Below are 19201 nucleotides of genomic sequence, written 5' to 3' on the forward strand. Positions count from 1 at the left end.
TCCTTGAGGCGGAATGTGAGGTACAGGGCAAACTCTAGCGTGAGCAACCTGAAGCCGTCTGAGAGGATGAGGGCTCAGTCTCATGCACCGGCCCGGCGCTCATAGCCCGAAGCGCGCGTAGATGTCCCCCACGTGCCGCAGATACCACTGCAAATCGAAGGCGGCGTCCAGTTCGGCCTCGCTCAGTGGGTTGTCCGCGTCGGCGCGCAGCAGGTCGCGCAGGCCCTCACCCGTCTCCCAGCTCCGCAGGGCGTTGCGCTGCACGAGATCGTAGGCGGCCTCGCGGCTCAGCCCCTTCTCGTCGATCAATGCGTGCAGGACCCGCTGGCTGAAGACCAGCCCGCCCAGGTCGTTGAGGTTTCGCAGCATCCGCTCGGGGAAGACCACCAGGTCACGCAGCACGCCCGTCAGACGGCGGGTGGCGTAACTCGCCGCCGAGGTCGCGTCGGGCAGGATCACCCGCTCGGCGCTGGAGTGGCTGATGTCGCGCTCGTGCCACAGCGCCACGTTTTCCAGCCCGGTCACCAGATACCCGCGCAGCAGCCGCGCAAAGCCGGTCACGTTCTCCGTCAGGATCGGATTCTTCTTGTGCGGCATGGAGGAACTGCCCGTCTGCCCCTTCTGAAAAGGCTCCATCGCCTCACGGACCTCGCTGCGCTGGAGGTGGCGGATTTCCACCGCGATCTTTTCCAGCGTCGTCCCCAGGATGGCGAGCGCCGAGAGCACCTCCGCGTGACGGTCGCGGGCGAGCGTCTGGTTGGTGACCGGCGCCGCCTCCCAGCCCCAGGCGGCGGCGACCTCCTCCTCAATGCGGGGCGAAACGTGGGCGTAGGTGCCGACCGACCCCGACAGCATCACCACCCGGATACGCTGGCGGGCGGCAGCCAGACGCTCCAGATCGCGGTCCAGCGTCGCCATCCAGTTCAGGAACTTCAGGCCGAAGGTCATCGGCTCGGCGTGGATGCCGTGGGTGCGGCCCACGGTCGGCGTGTGCTTGTGGGTGACGGCCTGCACCCGGCACACTTCCCGCAGCGCACGCACGTCCTCCTGAATGATGTTCAGCGCCTCGTCCAGCAGCAGGTTCTGGGCGGTGTCCACCACATCGGTGCTCGTCAGGCCGTGGTGAATGAAGCGGGCCTCCTCGCCGTAGCGTTCGGTCAGGGCGCGGGTAAAGGCCACGATGTCGTGCCGGGTGACCGCCTCGATCTCGGCCACCTTCCGGGCAAAGGCCTCGTCGAGCGGATCGGCCTTCCCGCGCTCGGTCAGCGTGTCGAAGGCTTCCCGGGGTACCTCGCCGTGCCGGGACTGCGCCTCCATCGCGGCGAGTTCCACCTTGAGCCACGCGCGGTACTTGCTGGCCTCGCTCCACAGTGCCTTCATCTCGGGAGTCAGGTAACGGTCAATCACGGCGGGCAGCTTATCCTGTTTGCCATGCTGGGGGACGTATGGCAGGCCATCGACGAGGGACGTTACGCCGATGCGCGGGCGCGGCTGGAGGCCGATCCGGCCCTGCTCGCCTCCGACCCCGGCCAGATGGCGCTGGGGTACGCCCTGGCGCATGACAGGCGCTTTGACGAGGCCCGCGAGGTCTACGGCAGGTTGCGCGCCGCCCACGCGGGCCAGCCCTGGGAACACGTCCCGCTGCACCAGCTCGGCACGGTGGAGCGTCTGGCCGGAAATCCTGGCGCCGCCCTGCGCCTTTTCGAGGAAGAGCGGGCCCTGATCGAGCGGCTCCCCGAGGACGAACGCGCCTTCAAACGGGCCGTGAACGGGTACGAGGTCGGCGTGAACCGGCTGGCTCTCGGGGAGGCGGAGGAGGCGCGGGCCGCCCTGACTGCCGCGCTGGCCGACGCCCAGGCGGCCGACGATCCGATGACGCTCGGCTGCGTTCACCGGGCCCTGGGCAATCTGGCCGCCCGCGCGGGTGACCGCGACACGGCCCTTACGGAATACAGGCAGGCGCAGGCGGCTTTTCAGGAAGCGGACGACGAGCGGGCGGCGGCTGAAACGCAGGCCCTCGGGGACGCCCTCTAGCCGCCGCGCACGCCCACCCACAGCACCCGCGCGCCGGGCATCTTCAGCGCGTCCTGCGGGAGATAGAGGTTCCACAGGGAGTTGAACGGCACGGCGTCCGGCAGGCCCAGCGCCCGCTGCAAGGCGTTCTGGTAGGTGGCGCAGTCCAGCCCGCCGTCCCGGTCGAGGAGGCCCGCCACCCGGTACGGCGTGCCGCTCAGCCGCGCGGCCTCGGCGCGCAGGGCCGGGAGCTGGTCCTCACGCACGCCCACATCCAGCACGATCACCACGTCCCGCTTTTCCAGGCGGGTTTCGGGCACGGTCTGCACGCCGCCGTTCAGCAGGCCGCCCCCGAAGATGCCCGGCGCTTCCGTGAGGAGGCCCGGGGCGAGCTTGCGGGAGAGGTGGCTGCACAGGCCCCAGGGCCGCGAGAGCTGCCAGCGCGCGCCGCACACCACGAGCAGGCTGCCCGCTGGCGCGCGGGCCACGGCCTCCTTCACGCTCAGCAGGCGGCCTTCGGGTACCCGCTGTTCGGTCAGGAGCCGCGCCGCTACCGGCTCGCTCCCCGCTGGCTCCGGGCGGAAATGCAGCTCACGGACCCCACCCGGCGCGCAGGCACACAGGGTCACGGCGAGCAGCAGGGAAACCAGGGCAGGCCGGGGCATGGCTCCATTGTGCGCCCGCCTTCGCCGCTCCACTACACTCGCCGCATGATCGATCTCCAGCAGGCATGGACGGTGGCGGTAGAGGCGGCCCGGACCGCCGGAGAGATTCACCTCGCCCACCTGGGGAAGGCCCTCAACATCCGCAGCAAGACCACCCCCAGCGACCTCGTGACCGAGGTGGACGCTCTGGCCGAGGCCGCCATCCGTACTGTGATCGCCCGCACTTACCCCGACCACGCGGTGCTGGGCGAGGAGGAGGGGCTGGGCCGCGGTCCGGCTGATGTCCCCTGCCGCTGGATCGTGGACCCGCTGGACGGTACGGTGAACTACGCCCACGGCTTTCCGTTCTTCTGCGCGAGCGTGGCGCTGGAGGTGGATGGAGAGCGGGTGGTCGGCGCGGTGTTCGACCCCACCCGCCAGGAACTGTTCACGGCCCGCCGGGGTGGGGGCGCGGACCTGAACGGCCAGCCCATTCGCGTCAGCACCACGCCGGGCCTGACCACGCCTGCGCTGGTGTCCACTGGCTTTCCCTACGACACGGGCGGCGGGCGCAATCTCGCCCTGGTGGCGCGGCTGCTGCGTCTGGGCGTGCCCGTCCGCCGCCCCGGGGCCGCCGCCCTCGACCTGTGCAACGTCGCCTGCGGGCGCATGGACGCCTACTGGGAGCTTGGCCTGAAACCCTGGGACAGCGCCGCGGGCAGCCTGATCGTGCAGGAGGCGGGCGGCACCGTCACCGACGCCCACGGCTCGCCCGACCCCTACGCGGAGATGATCGTCGCCACCAATGGCCTCCTGCACGCGGAACTCCTCGCCCTGCTGCGGGAAGAGGGGGCCTGAATGCTGCCGGGCCTGCTGGTCGCGCTGCTCGCCCTGCTGAACCTGGGCGGCCTCGCCTCCAGCCTGCTCCAGTTCGGGCGCGGGGAATGGCTGCCCGGCCTCGGCTCGCTGGCGCTGGTGGCCCTGTTCGACGCGGTGGGGTTCTGGCTGCTGCGCGAGTTGCGGGGGGAGGGCTAGCCCTGCGCCCCCTCCAGCGCCTCCAGCAAGGCCTTCGGATCATCCAGCACCAGCCCGTATTCCTCCAGCCCCGTGTCGCCGCCGCAGCGCAGGAGGACGCAGGGCACATGCGCCTTGTGCGCGGCCTTCGCGTCGTAGGGGGTGTCCCCGACCATCAGCGCCGCCCCGGCAGGCAGGCCCAGTTTCTCCAGCCCGACCTGGACCAGATCGGGCGCGGGTTTGCTGCTCTCCACCTCGCTGCTGCTGACCCTATCGAGCTTCAGGTCGTCCAGGTGCGCCTGCTTCAGCAGCGCGTCCACGATCTCGGCCTCGCCGCTGGTCGCCAGGACGACCTTCAGGCCGCGCGCCTGCAAGCCTTCCACCAGCGCCCGCGCGCCCCGGGTGGCGTGCAGATTGGGGATCAGCGGCTTGAAGTTCTTCAGCCACCCCTGCGTGAGCCGCTTTCCCACCGCGCTCTGGCTGTCTTCGCCGGTCAGCCTGGGAATCAACTGGTCGCCGCCCATGCCGATCAGGGGACGCACCTCCTCGAAGGTCCGGTCAAAGCCTTCCTCGCGGAGCGCCGCCACCCAGGCGTGGGCGTGCGCGTCGTTGGAGTCAATGAGCGTGCCGTCCACATCCAGCAGCACGCCCCGCAGGCGGCCGGGGTTCAGGGCGGCGTCCAGGGAGGCGGGCTGGGAGTGACTCATCCGCCCAGGCTACGCGCCTCCTCCCGTGAGAACCTTGAGCGGCCCTTCACACGGCGCACAGACCCGGGGGCCGGGTTGCACACTGGACTATGACGCGCAAGAGCAACCCCAGGGACGGCCAGCCGGACGCCGCCGCAGGCGCGCCGAACCCCGGTACGGTCGTCGTCACGGGAGCGGCGCGCGGCATCGGGCGTGCCATCGCGGAACTCTACGTGGAGCGCGGGCACAGCGTCCTCGGCGTGGACCTGAACCTCCCGCCCGTCCTCGCCGGGCAGGTCCGCATGAAGGCCGACGTGGGTACCACCGCGGGCCGTGAGCGCATCCTGCGGGTGGCCCGCGACCTGGGGGCGGTCGATGTCCTGGTGAACAATGCCGCCTACCAGGACGCGCACGGCGGCGTGCTGGAGGTCAGCGAACGCGGCTGGAGCCGCACCCTGGCGGTGAACCTCACCGCGCCGCTGCTGCTGATCCGCGCGCTGGCCCCCCTGATGCCCCCCGGCAGCGCCATCGTGAATGTCGCCAGCGTGCAGGGCCTCTTTGCCGAGCCGGGCAACGCCGCCTATGGCGCCAGCAAGGGCGGTCTGGTCAACCTCACGCGGGCCGCGGCGCTGGACCTCGCCCCCCACGGCATCCGCGTGAACGCCGTCGCTCCCGGAGCCATCGCCACCGAGGCGGTGTTGCACGCGATCCGCGAGAGCCAGGACCCGGGGCAGACCCGCCGCGACTACGAGGACCTCCACGCCCTGCGCCGCCTGGGCGAACCGCGCGAGGTGGCGCAGGCCGTGTACTTCCTCGCCAGCCCCGAGGCCAGTTTCATGACCGGCGCGATTGTGCCCGTGGACGGCGGCATGACGGCAAGCTTCATGATGGCAGGGCGGCCGGTGTAGGGAGAGGGGTTAGGTTTTAGGGGTTAGGAAAAGAAAAAAGAAAGGGCCGCCCAATGAGCGGTCCCCTTTCTTTTCCTAACGCCTCATCCCTCATCCCTAACGCCTCCCTCGCCCCCAGCCCAGCAGGCCGAGGATCAGCGTGAAGGCGATCAGGGACAGGACCGGGATGGTGATCACGGTGTTGAGCCGGGCCAGCCCCTCGGTGCCGCTGCCCCAGATGGGCCAGGGGATGCCGCAGGAACTGGCCGGATCGGTGGTGCAGGCGCGGAGGGTGGGCACGACGCCCCAGGTTTCCAGGTTCTGATACAGCGCCACCAGCCAGCCGATGGCGGCCAGCGGGAGGGCGTAGCGGCGGATGCCGAGGTCCCCCCCCAGCGCTGCTATCCCCAGGATCACGGCCAGCGGGTACATCATGACGCGCTGATACCAGCACAGGATGCAGGGCTTGAAGCCGCGCACCTCGCTGAAGTAAAGGCTGCCCAGGGTGGCGAGCAGGGCCACCACCCAGGCGAGGTAGAGGCGGTTGTCGCGGGTCACTGGCTGGCGGCGTCGATGGCGGCGCCGGTCTTGGCGGCCAGGTCCGCAAGGGTGGTGCCCTCGATCTTCTGACCGTTCACGAATACCGTCGGGGTGCCGTTCACGCCCGCCTTCTCGGCCTGCTGCTTGTCGGCCTCTACGCGGGCGGCGGTTTCGTCATTGTCAAGGCAGGTATTGAACTTGGCCTGATCGATGCCCTCCACGTTGCTGGCGAGGTCCTTGAGGCGGTCCTTGGTGGCCCACACGCTGAGTTCGTCGCCCTGCGCGCGGAACAAAATGGCCTTGAAGCGCATGAAGGCGTCGTTGCCGCCCTGGTCGTACACGCACTTGGCGGCCTCGGCGGCCAGCTTGCCATCGTCCACCGGCAGCCCGCGGGACGAGGCGATAAAGGGCCAGACCAGCGAGTAGATCTTCGCCTTGCCAGTATCGACATACTTGTTCTGGAGTTCCGGCATCACCGTCTCCTCGAACTGCTTGCAGATAGGGCACTTGAAGTCCTCCACCACCACCACATTGACGGGCGCGTCGGCCTTCCCGGCATAGGGCAGTGAGGCGAGATTGAAGTTCATGGTTCCTCCCGTTCCCGCCGCCGCGTTGGTGTTCCTGCCCCGGACGGCGAACAGGGCGATGGCGATCAACACGACAGCGATCAGCGTGCCGATCACCAGCACCGTGCGGTTCTGGTTGCTTCCCTGGAGTCTGGTCACGTCCCAAAGTGTACCGCCCGCCCCGGATGGCTGGGGCGGGCGGATGACCCGGAGGCGGCAGGAGCGCGTCAGCCCTGACGGCCCGGTTCCTGAGCCGTGGTCGCGGCCACGCTGCCCGGTTGGCCTTCCTCGGGTGCGGCGGTCGCGGTGATGACCTCGCTGGGGGGAAGCGGCGGTTCCGGGGTGGGGACCTGGGCCGCCGTGGGAACAGCCCGCCGCGCGGCGCGTCTGCGGGCACTGTACCGCCAGGCCACGCCCACCAGTTGCCGCACGAAGCTGAAGGCCAGGCCCGCCAGCATGGCCGTCAGGGCGGTGCGCTGAAAGGTCGCGTTGGCGGGCAGCGTCAGCCCCGGGTCCAGCTTGGTCCCGAAGCGGGCCAGGGCCAGCAGCGGCAGCGCGAAGATCACGGCGGCAAAGGGCAGCACGAAGGCTCCGCCCGAGTGCTTGACCAGCAGCAGCGCCAGCAGCGCCCCGCCCACCAGCGGCACGATCACCGGCCACTGGGAGGGCAGCGCCCCGGGGGCGAAGAACGGCAGACCCCCCAGCAGCGCCCCGATGTACCCGAACCACCCGCCGAACTCGTCGGCCAGGATGGTCAGCAGCACCCAGGCGAGCAGCTTCGCGGACCATGCACCCGGCGTCCACAGCAGGTATGCCAGCAGCCCGACCAGCGCCCAGCCGCCCAGCAGCCGCAGCACCGTCCAGACCGGCGACAGACGCGGCGCGGCGGCCTGCGCGGGCGCGAGGGCGCGCGTCACGCCCCGACCGCCTTCTTCGTCCGGGTCTTCCTGGCCGGGGTCGCCCCCACCAGTTCCGGCTCCTCGGCCTGGCTCCCGGCGGGGACGATGCCCGGCACGCGGCGCAGGTACTCCCCGGTGTAGCTCGTCGGGTGGGCGGCCAGTTGCTCGGGTGTTCCGGTCGCCACGACCGTGCCCCCCCGCACGCCGCCTTCCGGCCCCAGGTCGATGATGTGGTCGGCGCACTTCATCACATCGAGATTATGCTCAATGACCACCAGCGTGTTCCCACCCTCCACCAGCCGCTCCAGCACCTCCAGCAGCTTCCGCACGTCCTCGAAGTGCAGGCCGGTCGTCGGCTCGTCGAGGATGTAGATCGTCTTGCCGGTCGCGCGCTTGGACAGTTCGGAGGCCAGCTTGATGCGCTGCGCCTCGCCGCCGGAAAGGGTGGTCGAGGGCTGCCCGATCTTCATGTAGCCCAGGCCCACGTCGCACAGCAGTTGCATCTTGCGCTCGATGCCGGGGATGTTCTCGAAGAAGGTGCGGGCGTCCTCCACCGTCATATCCAGCACTTCGCTGATGGTCTTGCCGTTGTACTTGACTTCCAGCGTCTCGCGGTTGTACCTGGCCCCCTTGCAGACCTCGCACGGCACGTAGATGTCGGGCAGGAAGTTCATCTCGATCTTCATCACGCCGTCGCCCTTGCAGTGCTCGCAGCGCCCGCCCTTCACGTTGAAGGAGAAACGCCCCGCCTGGTACCCGCGCCGCCGCGCTTCCGGCGTCCGGGTGAAGAGGTCGCGAATCTCGGTGAAGACGCCGGTGTACGTCGCCGGGTTGGAGCGCGGCGTCCGGCCGATAGGCGACTGGTCGATCTCGATCACCTTGTCGAGGTACTCCATGCCCTCGATCCGGTCAAACCTGCCGGGGTTGGTCTTCGCGCCGTTGAGTTCGCGGGCCAGCGTGGCGTGCAGGATGTCGTGGATCAGGGTGGACTTGCCCGACCCGCTCGGCCCAGTCACGACCGTCATCGTCCCCAGCGGGATGTCGATATTCACGTCCTTGAGGTTGTGTTCGCGCGCCCCGATCACCTTCAGCTTCTTGCCGTTGCCGCGCCTCCGCGTCTGCGGGACCTCGATCTTCAGGTCGCCGCGCAGGTACTTGCCGGTCAGGCTGCCCGGGTTGTCCCGGACCTGCTCGGGCGTCCCGACCGCCACCACCTCGCCGCCGTGGACCCCCGCGCCCGGCCCCATGTCCACCAGGTAGTCGGCCTCCAGCATGGTGTCCTCGTCGTGCTCGACCACGATCAGGGTATTGCCGAGGTCGCGCAGGTTCTTCAGCGTGCCGATCAAGCGCCCGTTGTCCTTGGGGTGCAGGCCGATGGAGGGTTCGTCCAGCACATACAGCACGCCCGTCAGGCCCGAGCCGACCTGAGTGGCCAGGCGGATGCGCTGCGCCTCCCCACCCGAGAGCGTGTTCGCGGTGCGGTCGAGGCTGAGGTAATCCAGCCCCACGTCCACCAGGAACTTCAGCCGGGTGCGGATCGCCTTGAGGATCGGCGCGGCGACGGCGGTGCCGAACTCGTTCAGGCCGTACTCGTAGCGCCGTGGTTCGTGTGCCTTCGCGGTGCCGCCCAGGTGTTCGTGCAGGTGCGGCTCGATCAGCGCGCGCTCCACGGTGCCTTCCTGAAGTTCGCGGAAGAAGGCGTCCGCTTCCAGCACGCTCATCCCACTCGCCTGCGAGATGTTCAGGCCGCCCACGCGCACCGCCAGGATCTCGGGCTTGTAGCGCGTGCCGCCGCAGGTCGGGCAGGGCCGGAGTTCCATCAGTTCCTCCAGCTTCTCACGCATGAACTCGGACTCGGTGTCGGCGTAGCGCCGCTCCAGGTTCACGAGGACACCCTCGAACTCGGTCGTGAAGCGCATGGTTTCCTTGCCGTTCCGGCGGTACACCACCTCGAAGGGCTCGCCCGGCCCGTGCAGGATCGCCTTTTTGGCCTGTTCCGGCAGGTCGCGCCAGGGCGTCTTGAGGTCGAAGTCCAGGTGCTCCGCGAGCGCCTTGAGCTTGTCCCAGTAGTACACGCCGCCGCCGGTGCCCTTCTTGCTCCACGGGAGAATCGCGCCCTCCGCGATGCTGAGCTTCTCGTCGATCACCAGTTCCGGCGCGAACTCCTGCTTGCTGCCCAGGCCCGCGCAGTCGGGGCAGGCCCCGTAGGGATTGTTGAAACTGAAGGAGCGCGGTTCCAGTTCCTCCAGCACGCTGCCGTGTTCCGGGCAGGCGAACTTCTCGGAGTACAGTTCCTCGGCCCCCGAGTCCGGCATCAGCACCCGCAGCAGCCCCTCGCCGCGCCGCAGGCCCAGTTCCACGCTCTCCGCGATGCGGCTGCGGTCGGACTCGCGCAGCGTCACGCGGTCCACGACCACGTCCACGTCATGCTTCTCGAACTTCTCCAGCTTCAGCTTCTCGGCTTCCTCCAGCTCGTAGAGGGTGCCGTCCACCCGCACGCGCGCGAAGCCCTCGCGCCGCAGGTCCCCGAACAGCTTGCGGTACTCGCCCTTGCGCCCGCGCACGACCGGCGCGAGCAGGATCGCCCGCGCGTCCGCGAACTGCGTGAGCAGCCGGTCGGTGATCTCGCTGGGACTCTGCTTCTCGATCTTGCGCCCGCAGATCGGGCAGTACGGCGTGCCGACGCGGGCGTACAGCAGGCGCAGGTAATCGTGAATCTCGGTGACGGTGCCCACCGTGCTGCGCGGGTTGTGGCTGGTGGTCTTCTGGTCGATGGAGATGGCGGGGGAGAGGCCCTCGATGCTCTCCACGTCCGGCTTTTCCATCAGGCCTAGGAACTGCCGCGCGTAGGCACTGAGGGACTCCACGTAGCGGCGCTGGCCTTCGGCGTAGATGGTGTCGAAGGCCAGCGTGCTCTTGCCGCTGCCGGAGACGCCGGTGATCACCACGAACTTGTCGCGCGGCAGCTCGACCGTCACGTTCTTGAGGTTGTGTTCCCGCGCCCCGCGTACAATCAGGTTCTGGTTCTGCAAACTCAGGCTCCTTTGGGAAACGGCGTCTGGGAAGCCCCTGCGCCGCCTGGGGGTTCTGCTGGTCGCGTAAGGAGGGGTGACTCCTTCGCTCTGAAACAGGCCATTCTAGCACCTCAAGGCAGGTTCGCGCAGGAAAGGGAACGGGAGAGCCAGGGCTACCGCAAAGTCACCGAGTCCGCACAACTCGGTTGAAGCCCTCTGCTGCGCCGCTCTGCGAGTCCGGCCCTGCGGGCCACCTCCCCTCAAGGGGAGGCCACAGCTTGAGCTTCCTGTAGGGGGCAAATAGAGTCTCTGGCTCCCCTTGAGCGAAGCGGACTGAGGGGTTAATCGAGGCGAGCAGGCCCAAAACCGGACGTTGTGGTCGCCCTGGCTACGAGCAAGATGGCTGACGCCCTAAGCTTCCGGGGACTGCTCATGGCTCAAGGCTCAGAGCCTCAACAAAAAAGCAGGCGACCCGCGTGGGGCCGCCTTGCCTGAACTGCCGTGATTTACTGGGTGGGCACCTTGATCTTGCCGTTGATGATCTGGTTCTTGATGGCTTCGACCTTCAGCACCTGGCTGCTGGGGATCAGGACCTTGTTGTACTGGTCCATCGCGTAGCCCACGCCGTTTTCCTTCAGGCCGAAGCGGCGCTCGCCACCCTTGAACTTGTTGTCCTTGACATCCTTGATCAGGGCGTACACGGCGTTGTCCACGCGCTTCATCATCGAGGTCAGGCCGTGGTTCAGGGTGGCGGGGTTCTTGTCGAAGTCGCCGAGGTAGTTCTGGTTGCTGTCCACGCCGATAAAGAACATCGGGCGGGTGTTGCCCGCGCAGGCCTGCTTGTAGCTGGCGCTCTTGGACACGGTCTTGAAGTTGTCGCTGGTGAACTTCACGCCCGCGGGCAGGTTCGCGGCCTTGAGGCACTGCGTCTGCTTGACGTAGTCGATGACGCCGTTGCCGCTGGCGCCCGCCGCGGCGAAGATGATGTCGGCGCCCTTGGCGCGCATGCTGGCCGCGATCTCCTTGGCCTTGCCGGGGTTGTTCCAGGCGTCGGGGGTGGTGCCCACGTACTGCGCGATGACCTTCGCCCTGGGGTTGGCGGCCTTCACGCCCGCGGTGTACCCGGCCTCGAACTTGTGGATCAGCGGCACGTCCATGCCGCCCACGAAGCCGACCACGCCGGTGCTGCTGTTCAGGCCCGCCAGGTAGCCCACCAGGTAGCTGCCCTCCTGCTCGGAGAACACCAGGCTGGCGACGTTCTTCGCGGGGCTGATGTCGTCCACCAGGCCGAAGGCGAGGTCCGGGTTCTCCTTGGCGACCTGCGTGACGCTGGCATTGTTGGCAAAGCCCACGCCGATGGTCAGGTCGAAGCCCTGGTTGGCGAAGGAGCGGATGCCCTGCACCGTCTGGCTGGGGTCGCTGGGTTCAAAGTCCTTGACCTGCACGCCGAGGTTCTTCTGGGCGCGCTGGGTGCCCTCCCAGGCGCTCTGGTTGAAGCTCTTGTCGAACTTGCCGCCCGCATCGAAGGCGATGCCGACGCGGGTGGCCCCCTGCGCGGCGGCGAGGGTGGCCGAGGTGGCAACGGCGGTGGCGAGGGCGAGCGTCAGGAATTTCTTCATGTGTTCCTCCGGTGGAGTGGGATGCTGAGTTGAAAGGGAGTGAAACCCAGAACAGAGTATACGGAAATCGGCAGGTGTCTAGACCCCGTTCCACATGACCTCCGCCTGACGCAGATGAGAGGCAGGGACGAAGGGCGCTGAGCCTTTCTTCATGTCTCCCCGAAACTCTTTCTGGGCACACCCCGTTCCGGTCCGGCCCGAATGCCTGCCCGGTGCTACGCTTCCGGCATGAGTCACCCCGCCCCTGATACCCCGCCCGCCGAGGTCACCCGGGACCACTACCAGACCCTGCGCGCCGAGGTCGAGCGCCACGCCCGCGCCTATCATGAGCTGGACGCCCCCGAGATTCCCGACGACGTGTACGACCGTCTGGTGCGTGAGCTGCGGTCCATCGAGGAGGCGCACCCGGAGTGGGTGGGGGCCACCACGCCGACGCAGCAGGTCGGCGGCGCCCCCAGCGCGGCCTTCCAGCCCGTGAACCACCCCACCCCCATGACCAGCCTCGACAACGTCTTCGACGACGAGGAACTGGCCGAGTGGCAGGAGAAGCTGGCGCGGGCGCTGAACCTTCCCCCCGACTACGACGGCTTCACGTACACCGGCGAGCTGAAGATCGACGGCCTGAGCGTGAATCTGTATTACGTGGACGGCACGCTGCAATGGGCGGCCACGCGCGGCAACGGGCGTGTCGGGGAGATGGTGACGGAGCAGGTGCTCACCGTTCCCGGCCTGCCCCGCGAGCTGCCCGGCCTCCAGGGCGAGCTGGAGGTGCGCGGCGAGGTGTATCTCAGCCGGGCCGACTTCGCGGACTTCAACGCCCGCGCGGAGGAACTGGGCACGCCCCTGCTGAAAAACCCCCGCAATGGGGCCGCCGGGGCCCTGCGGCAGAAAGACCCCGAGGTGACCCGCACGCGGAACCTCAAGGCCATTTTCTACGCTCTGGGCAAGCGCGACAGCGTCCCGGCCCGTACCCAGGCCGAGGTGCTGACCTGGCTCGCCGCGCAGGGCTTCCCGACCAGCCGCTACAGCGAGACGTTCACGGGCCTCCAGGCCGCCGCCGACTATCACCGCCGCATGACGCAGCAGCGGGCGCAGTTTGAGTTCGACGCCGACGGCACGGTGCTGAAACTGGACTCGCTGGCGCTGGAGGCCGAAGCCGGATTCACCAGCCGCGCGCCCCGCTGGGCCATCGCCTACAAGTTCCCGGTCGAGGAGGTGGAGACGGTGCTGGAAAGCATCACGGTGAACGTGGGCCGCACCGGCAAGCTCGCGCCCCTCGCGCACCTCGCGCCCCGGCTGATCGAGGGCAGCACCGTCAGCAAGGCGACCCTCCACAACGAGGACTACATCCGCGACCTCGACCTGCGGATCGGGGACACGGTGGTGGTCCGCAAGTCGGGCGGCGTGATCCCGCAGATTATGCGCGTGGTGCTGGAAAAGCGCCCGCTTGACGCCGTCCCCTACCAGTTCCCCACCCACTGCCCCGAGTGCGGGCACGAGGTCACGCGCGCCGAGGGCGACGCCAACACCTACTGCCCCAACCCCGCCTGCCCGGCGCAGCAGTTCGAGCGGCTGCGCTACTTCGTCAGCCGGGGCGCGATGGACGTGCGCGGCATCGGGGAGAAGCTGATCGAGCAACTGCTCGCGGTGGGCCTGGTCCGCGACGCCGCCGACCTCTACACCCTGAACGCCGAGCAGCTCGCGGCGCTGGAGCGCAGCGGCGAGAAGAAGGCCGCGAATATCCTCGCGCAATTGGAAGCCAGCAAGACGCGGCCCCTCTGGCGCCTGATCAACGCGCTGGGCATGAACCACGTCGGGGAACGCAACGCTCAGGCGCTCGCCCACGCCTTCGGCACGCTGGACGCCCTCCTCGCCGCCACGCCCGAACAGATCGAGGCGGTGCCCGGGATGGGCGGCACCATCGCCCAGAGCGTGACCGCGGCCCTGACCGACCCCAGCATGCAGGACCTGATCCGCCGCCTGCGCGAACGCGGCCTGAACCCCGTGGAGGAGACGGCCCCACGCGGCGACGCCCTGGCGGGCCTGAGCTTCGTCCTCACCGGCGCCCTCTCCCGCCCCCGCGACGAGATCAAGGCGCGGTTGGAAGCGGCCGGAGCGCGCGTCACCGGCAGCGTCACCAAGAAGACCAGCTACCTCGTCGCGGGCGAGGAGGCAGGCAGCAAACTCGACCGCGCCCGCGAACTGGGGATCACGGTGCTGGACGAGGCGGGTCTGGGGGCGCTCCTGGCGGAGCGGGGCGTGTAGCGTGTGGCCGGTGGCCTAAAGCCTTTTCCACACGCCACAAGCCACGAGCCACAAGCCGCTACACTGTCCCCCACTGCGGGCCGCCTCTCACGTCGGCCCACCCGGAGGCGAGAAACATGGATGTGGAGATCAGCAAGAGTGTCCTGACGGACATCACCGCCACGACGCTGGAAGGCATCGAGGGCATCGAGGTGGCGAACGCGCCGCTCAAGGTCGGTGAGGTGCTGCGCCAGCAGGGCGGCCCGCGCCGTCCCCGCGCGCTGCGGGTCACCCGCGAGGGCGGGCAGGTCACGGTGGACGTGGGCCTGAACGTAGAGTACGGGCGCAACCTCGTCCAGCTCGCGCACCAGGCGCAGCGGGCGGTGTGCGAGAACGTCGAACTGATGACCGGCCTGAAGGTGAAGGCCGTGAACGTGACCGTGCTGGGCGTGGTGCTGCCCAGGGGAGCTGCCGCTTGACCCGCCGCCGTGAACGCGGGCAGCAGCCGGTGGGCACCCGCCGAGCCGCCCGCGAATTCGCCTTCCGCGTGCTGTTCGAGGCCGAGCGGGGCCACTTGCCACTGGACGCGGTGTTCACCCGTGCCGAGGGCGCCATGCGCGAGGGCGACGATACCTTCCCGCAACTGAACGCGGAGGCGCTGGCCTTCGCCCGGCAACTGGTGGACGGGCTGGGCGAGCGCCGCGCCGATGTGGACGCCACGCTGCGCCGCACCATTCGCGGCTGGGACTTCGAGCAGATGGCCCAGACCGACCTGAACGTGCTGCGCCTGGCGACCTACGAAATGATCTACACGCCGGAACCGCACCCCCCGGTGATCGAGAGCGCCGTCCGCATCGCCCGCAAGTTCGGCGGCGAGGACTCGGGCCGCTTCGTGAACGGGGTGCTGGGGGGACTGAGCCGCAGCCTCAAGACCGCCCCGCGCGCCCCCCGGGACGCCGAAGCCGAGGACGGGACCGGGGAGTGACCGCCCGCCTGCTCCCCGGTGCCCCCGCCGCGGAGGCCCTGCTGGCCGACGCTTCCGCCCGCGCCGCCCGGCTCCCCGCCCCCCCGCATCTGGTCATGGTGCGGCTGGGCGACGACCCCGCCAGCGTGAGCTACGTGCGCGGCAAGGACCGCAAGGCGCGCGAGGTGGGTCTGACCAGCACCGTGTACGCGCTGCCGGAGACGACCCCCCAGGCCGAACTCCTCGACCTGATCGCCCGGCTGAATGCCGACGACAGCGTGAACGGCATTCTGGTCCAGCTCCCGCTGCCCGCGCATGTCAGCGAGCAGGCGGTGCTGCACGCCATCGACCCGCGCAAGGACGTGGACGGCTTTCACCCGCTCAACGTGGGGGAACTGTGGGCCGGGCGTCCGGCGCTGCGGCCCTGCACACCCGCCGGAATCCTGTACCTGCTGGACCACTACGGCATCCCTGTGGCGGGTCAGCGGGCCGTGGTGGTGGGCCGCAGCCACATCGTCGGGCGGCCCCTGGCGGGACTCCTCCTCAATCGCGACGCCACCGTGACCGTCACCCACAGCCGGACGATTGATCTGGGGGCCGTGACGCGGGAGGCCGACCTGCTCTGCGTCGCGGTCGGGCAGCCGCACCTGATCACGCCCGAGATGGTCAGGCCGGGCGCGACCGTGATTGACGTGGGCATCAACCGCGTGCCTGGCGAGAACGGCGGCAAGGCGCACCTGACCGGCGACGTTGACCCGGAAGTGGCGCGGGTGGCGGGGGCGATCACGCCCGTTCCCGGTGGGGTCGGTCCCATGACCATCGCGCAGCTTCTTGCCAACACCGTTGCCGCCGCAGAGATGCAGGCGCGCTAGACTTCGCCGCAGCGTGACTCCCCCTCTCGACGACCTTTTCGGGAACCGCTGGCTGTGGACGGCCATCCTTGCCTCGACCGCCGCGCAGGTGCTCAAGGTGCTGCTGATCCTGCTGTTCGAGGGCCGCTGGCGCCCCGCCGCCTTTATGGAAACGGGCGGGATGCCCAGCAGCCACTCCGCGATGGTCGCCGCCCTCACGACCGGCGTGGCGCTCACGCAGGGCCTGGGCAGCCCCCTCTTTGCCGCCAGCGCCGTCTTCGCCCTGATCGTGATGTACGACGCGACCGGCGTGCGCCACGCCAGCGGCATGCAGGCCCGCCTCCTCAACGAACTGGTGGACGAACTGCGCGCCGTCGTCCGCGAGGGCTTCGCGCCCCAGCCCCTCCGGGTGCTGCTGGGCCACACCTACCTGGAGGTGCTGGTGGGCACCCTGCTGGGCATCGGGATGGCGTTCGTGGCCTTCCGGGTGCTGTGAGGGCGCCGTTCTGCGGATGCTGCTCTCCGGGGACCGCTCAGGCAGAATGTGAGCCATGACCGCTGTCACGGCCGACGAACTTCGCGTCATCATCGGTGCGGGAGAGCAGAGGTGGGCGGGCTGGATTCCCACCCAGCGTGAGGACCTGGACCTGCTCGACCGGGAAAGCTGGGTCGCCTGGTTTGGTGGGCGTCAGGCAGATGCGCTGCTGTGCGAACACGTCTGGGAACACCTGACCGAGGAACAGGGCCGTGCCGCCGCCCGGCTGTGCTTCGAGTTTCTGAAGCCGGGCGGCTTTCTTCGCTGCGCGGTCCCCGATGCGAACTTTCCAGATGCGGACTATCAGCGAACGGTTCAGGTGGGCGGCCCCGGTCCCGCCGATCACCCGGCCGCCGACCATCAGATCGTGTACGACTCCCGCCGCTTCACGGGCGTGTTCAGGAGCGCGGGCTTCGAGGTCGATCTGCTCGAATACTGCGACGAGGCCGGACGTTTCCACTACCACCAGTGGGACGTGACCACCGGACCCATCTACCGCTCCCTCCTCCTCGACCACCGCAACCGGGAGGGGCGCCTGGGCTTCGTTTCCCTCATCCTCGACGCCAGAAAGCCTCTGCGCTGAGAGGCGAGAGCAGGCCTACGCCACCCCCCGCACCGCCCCGTCCAGCAGCACCGCCAGCCGCCCCCGCGTGAAGGGCCGCTTGCCTTCGAGCAGGCCGCGTTCGCCCGCGTGCAGGTGCCAGTGCTTGCTCCCGCCCATCAGGCGCAGGGAGACGCCCTTCAGGTCCACGTGCCGGGGGCTGACGGCGGCCAGCAGCAGGGACTGTCCGCCTGCGGTCAGCGCCACGCTCATCACGGTGGTGGGCAGGTCGTAGGGGCGTTCCATGCGGTAGATGTAATCGGGGAAGTCCGCGACCTTCTCGAACCCCAGGCCGCGCGCGGCAGCCTCGGCCTCCAGCCAGCCGAGCAGTTCGACCCACTGTGCGTACAGCAGTCCATCCTTTGCGTGTGCCATGTGGCCCTGAGTGTAGACCAAGGCGCCAGCTTGCGGGCGAGGGAGCCGGGCCAAGAATCCCGGGCCGATGGCGAGCCGCACGGAAGGGCGGACTGCCGTAGGATGGCGCATGCGCCCGCTGATCAGCCTGTTGCTCCTGGCCGCCATCGCTGCTCCCGCCCACGCCGCCGTGAGTACCGCGGCGGGAAAGGCCATCTACACCGCCAACTGTGCGGGGTGTCATGGTGCAAAAGCGCAGGGCGGCGCCGGTCCCAGCCTGCACGGGGCTGCGGGTTGGTCCTACGCCCTCTTCCGCCGCGCGATGCTTCAGGACAAGGACGATCACGGCGCCCCCCTGAAACCGCCCATGCCCAACTGGGGCAAGATCGGCTTCAAGGGCGATCACGGCAAGCCCCCGACCGACACCGAAATCAAAAACCTCCAGGCCTACCTCAAGACCCTGAAGTGAAGGGCGCCTCCGGCTCAGGGAGGCTGCCGGAGCGCCCTCAGCCCTGAAGGAGCAGACCGCCTCCGGCTGCGCCCAGCGTGACCTCGCCGCCCGGATACCCCCGACCCCCCCGCTGGGGGCATTCTCAGTAAGGCGTTCGTCAGAGCCGGGACGGGAACATCTTCGCCATGCGCCGTCCCATGCACCGCACTGCACTCCTGCCGCTCGCCCTCGCTCCGGCCCTCCTGCTCGGGACGGTCCAGGCCTCGTCCTTTACCGTGGGGCTGGCCTTCGATCTGGGGGGGCGCAATGACCAGGGCTTCAACCAGGCGGCCTTCGAGGGGGCCAAACGCGCCATTGCGGCGACCGGGGGAGAGGTCCAGATCTTTGAACCCCAGACGCTCGAAGAGGTGGGCCGCGGCATTCCCCGGCTGACGGCGCTGGGGGCGAAAGTCGTGATCGGGGTGGGCGCCTCGAACAATGCGGCCATCACCGAGGCCGCCGCGAAAAATCCCGACGCGCGCTTTGTGACGGTCGGGTATCTGCCCAAGGGGCCGAATACGGTGGGCCTGCGTTTCCGCGAACAGGAGGGCGCCTTCCTCGCCGGGTACCTGGCGGGGAAGCAGAGCGCCACCGGGCGGGTCGGCTTTATCGGTGCCGCGCCGGTGGAGTCACTCGCCCGCTCGCGGGTGGGCTTCGAGACGGGCGTCAAGTTCGCCTGCCCTGCCTGCCAGATCAAGAGTGTGTACGTCAGCACCACCAATCAGGGCTTCAATAATCCTGCGGTGGCCAGGCAGCTTGCCGCCAAGCTCCTGGCGGACGGCGCCGATATCATCTACTCCGCAGCCGGTGCAAGCACCCTGGGCGTGATCGAGCAGATCAAGGCGCAACCCTGCCTGAAGGCGGCGAACCTCCCGGCCGGGGTGAAGTTCGGCGGCGACAACTTCAAAAACGTGCCCCGGAGTGCGGCCGAGCAGGACGCCTGCGCGGGGGACAGCCGCCCCACCTTCTTCATCGGGGTGGACACCAATAAGAACGCTCTGGGCGACTTCGACAGGAACCCGGCCACACTGAATCACGGCCTGACCAGCATGGTCACGCGGATCGACAACGCCGTGTACACGGTGATCAAGGACGTGGCCGAGGGCCGTCCCTGGCGTTCCGGTGACCGCTCCTTCGGCCTCAGCAACGGCGGCATCGCCCTGGCTCTGGACCAGTACAACAAGGCCCTGATTCCCGCCCCCCTCCAGGCCAACCTGAAGAAGATCGAGGAACTGATCGTGAACGGTACGGTGAAGGTTCCCGCGAATTAACCCAGGCCC

At 68.9% G+C, this 19201-nt stretch carries 21 protein-coding genes; 12 read left to right on the top strand and 9 right to left on the bottom strand.

Translation table 11 applies throughout. From position 1 onward, the window contains the following. Positions 1–99 precede the first annotated feature (99 nt). Positions 100–1407, bottom strand: a complete 1308-nt coding sequence (purB, locus tag E5F05_RS13200) for an adenylosuccinate lyase (RefSeq protein WP_129119100.1) — start codon at positions 1405–1407, stop codon at positions 100–102. 24 nt (positions 1408–1431) lie between these two features. Here purB and E5F05_RS13205 point away from each other — a divergent pair, with 24 nt between their 5' ends. Continuing rightward, positions 1432–2034 (top strand): hypothetical protein, encoded by a 603-nt coding sequence (locus E5F05_RS13205; protein WP_129119101.1) that lies wholly within the window; start codon positions 1432–1434, stop codon positions 2032–2034. Here the strand turns inward: E5F05_RS13205 and E5F05_RS13210 are convergent. Further along, complete coding sequence (locus E5F05_RS13210) at positions 2031–2678, bottom strand: hypothetical protein (RefSeq protein ID WP_129119102.1); 648 nt, start codon at positions 2676–2678, stop codon at positions 2031–2033. The two genes, E5F05_RS13205 and E5F05_RS13210, sit on opposite strands and share 4 nt — an antisense overlap. 45 nt (positions 2679–2723) lie before the next feature. Here E5F05_RS13210 and E5F05_RS13215 point away from each other — a divergent pair, with 45 nt between their 5' ends. Beyond that, positions 2724–3515, top strand: a complete 792-nt coding sequence (locus tag E5F05_RS13215; protein ID WP_129119103.1) for an inositol monophosphatase family protein — start codon at positions 2724–2726, stop codon at positions 3513–3515. Beyond that, complete coding sequence (locus E5F05_RS21370; protein WP_164973474.1) at positions 3516–3692, top strand: hypothetical protein; 177 nt, start codon at positions 3516–3518, stop codon at positions 3690–3692. It begins immediately after the preceding gene. Here E5F05_RS21370 and E5F05_RS13220 read toward each other — a convergent pair. Beyond that, positions 3689–4378 carry an HAD family hydrolase gene (locus tag E5F05_RS13220; protein WP_129119104.1) on the bottom strand — a complete coding sequence of 230 codons (690 nt, stop codon included), beginning with the start codon at positions 4376–4378 and terminating at the stop codon, positions 3689–3691. The genes E5F05_RS21370 and E5F05_RS13220 overlap by 4 nt on opposite strands. Positions 4379–4467: 89 nt before the next feature. Between E5F05_RS13220 and E5F05_RS13225 the strand changes: the two genes are divergently transcribed. Next, on the top strand, positions 4468–5265 hold the full coding sequence (locus E5F05_RS13225) for an SDR family NAD(P)-dependent oxidoreductase (protein ID WP_129119105.1): 798 nt from the start codon (positions 4468–4470) through the stop codon (positions 5263–5265). A gap of 96 nt (positions 5266–5361) precedes the next feature. On the opposite strand, the gene E5F05_RS13230 is transcribed toward E5F05_RS13225, so the two are convergent. The 5 genes from E5F05_RS13230 to E5F05_RS13250 all read right to left on the bottom strand — a co-directional run bounded on the left by E5F05_RS13230 (position 5362) and on the right by E5F05_RS13250 (position 11882). After that, on the bottom strand, positions 5362–5802 hold the full coding sequence (locus E5F05_RS13230) for a disulfide bond formation protein B (RefSeq protein WP_129119106.1): 441 nt from the start codon (positions 5800–5802) through the stop codon (positions 5362–5364). After that, on the bottom strand, positions 5799–6509 hold the full coding sequence (locus E5F05_RS13235; protein ID WP_129119107.1) for a DsbA family protein: 711 nt from the start codon (positions 6507–6509) through the stop codon (positions 5799–5801). Before E5F05_RS13235 ends, E5F05_RS13230 begins: the two co-directional genes overlap by 4 nt. Before the next feature lie 68 nt (positions 6510–6577). Continuing rightward, the gene (locus E5F05_RS13240; RefSeq protein WP_129119108.1) at positions 6578–7267 is read right to left on the bottom strand and encodes a hypothetical protein; all 690 of its coding nucleotides are present in this window, start codon (positions 7265–7267) and stop codon (positions 6578–6580) included. Then, complete coding sequence (gene uvrA / locus E5F05_RS13245) at positions 7264–10281, bottom strand: excinuclease ABC subunit UvrA (RefSeq protein ID WP_129119109.1); 3018 nt, start codon at positions 10279–10281, stop codon at positions 7264–7266. Before uvrA ends, E5F05_RS13240 begins: the two co-directional genes overlap by 4 nt. Before the next feature lie 488 nt (positions 10282–10769). Next, positions 10770–11882 (bottom strand): BMP family lipoprotein, encoded by a 1113-nt coding sequence (locus tag E5F05_RS13250; protein ID WP_129119110.1) that lies wholly within the window; start codon positions 11880–11882, stop codon positions 10770–10772. Positions 11883–12110: 228 nt separating this feature from the next. Here E5F05_RS13250 and ligA point away from each other — a divergent pair, with 228 nt between their 5' ends. The 6 genes from ligA to E5F05_RS13280 all read left to right on the top strand — a co-directional run bounded on the left by ligA (position 12111) and on the right by E5F05_RS13280 (position 17059). Then, a complete protein-coding gene (ligA, locus tag E5F05_RS13255; protein WP_129119111.1) occupies positions 12111–14147 on the top strand; it encodes an NAD-dependent DNA ligase LigA in 2037 nt (678 codons plus the stop codon). A 116-nt stretch (positions 14148–14263) separates the two neighbouring features. Further along, entirely contained in the window at positions 14264–14605 is a 342-nt protein-coding gene (locus tag E5F05_RS13260) for an Asp23/Gls24 family envelope stress response protein (protein WP_129119112.1), read from the top strand. Continuing rightward, the gene (gene nusB / locus E5F05_RS13265) at positions 14602–15111 is read left to right on the top strand and encodes a transcription antitermination factor NusB (protein ID WP_129119113.1); all 510 of its coding nucleotides are present in this window, start codon (positions 14602–14604) and stop codon (positions 15109–15111) included. The genes E5F05_RS13260 and nusB overlap by 4 nt, the downstream gene beginning before the upstream one ends. Next, positions 15108–15962, top strand: coding sequence for a bifunctional 5,10-methylenetetrahydrofolate dehydrogenase/5,10-methenyltetrahydrofolate cyclohydrolase (locus E5F05_RS13270; RefSeq protein ID WP_129119114.1), 855 nt, complete (start codon positions 15108–15110; stop codon positions 15960–15962). The genes nusB and E5F05_RS13270 overlap by 4 nt, the downstream gene beginning before the upstream one ends. Before the next feature lie 13 nt (positions 15963–15975). Next, entirely contained in the window at positions 15976–16437 is a 462-nt protein-coding gene (locus E5F05_RS13275) for a divergent PAP2 family protein (protein WP_129119115.1), read from the top strand. A 55-nt stretch (positions 16438–16492) separates the two neighbouring features. After that, on the top strand, positions 16493–17059 hold the full coding sequence (locus tag E5F05_RS13280; protein WP_129119116.1) for a class I SAM-dependent methyltransferase: 567 nt from the start codon (positions 16493–16495) through the stop codon (positions 17057–17059). 15 nt (positions 17060–17074) lie between these two features. Here the strand turns inward: E5F05_RS13280 and E5F05_RS13285 are convergent, their stop codons facing one another. After that, a complete protein-coding gene (locus tag E5F05_RS13285) occupies positions 17075–17452 on the bottom strand; it encodes an NADH-quinone oxidoreductase subunit 15 (RefSeq protein WP_129119117.1) in 378 nt (125 codons plus the stop codon). 109 nt (positions 17453–17561) lie between these two features. Here E5F05_RS13285 and E5F05_RS13290 point away from each other — a divergent pair, with 109 nt between their 5' ends. Both E5F05_RS13290 and E5F05_RS13295 read left to right on the top strand, forming a co-directional pair. After that, complete coding sequence (locus tag E5F05_RS13290) at positions 17562–17900, top strand: c-type cytochrome (RefSeq protein WP_129119118.1); 339 nt, start codon at positions 17562–17564, stop codon at positions 17898–17900. Between the two features lie 167 nt (positions 17901–18067). Beyond that, a complete protein-coding gene (locus E5F05_RS13295; RefSeq protein ID WP_129119119.1) occupies positions 18068–19192 on the top strand; it encodes a BMP family lipoprotein in 1125 nt (374 codons plus the stop codon). Positions 19193–19201 lie beyond the last annotated feature (9 nt).

It is taken from the genome of Deinococcus metallilatus (assembly GCF_004758605.1).
GTDB classification, from domain to species: domain Bacteria; phylum Deinococcota; class Deinococci; order Deinococcales; family Deinococcaceae; genus Deinococcus; species Deinococcus metallilatus.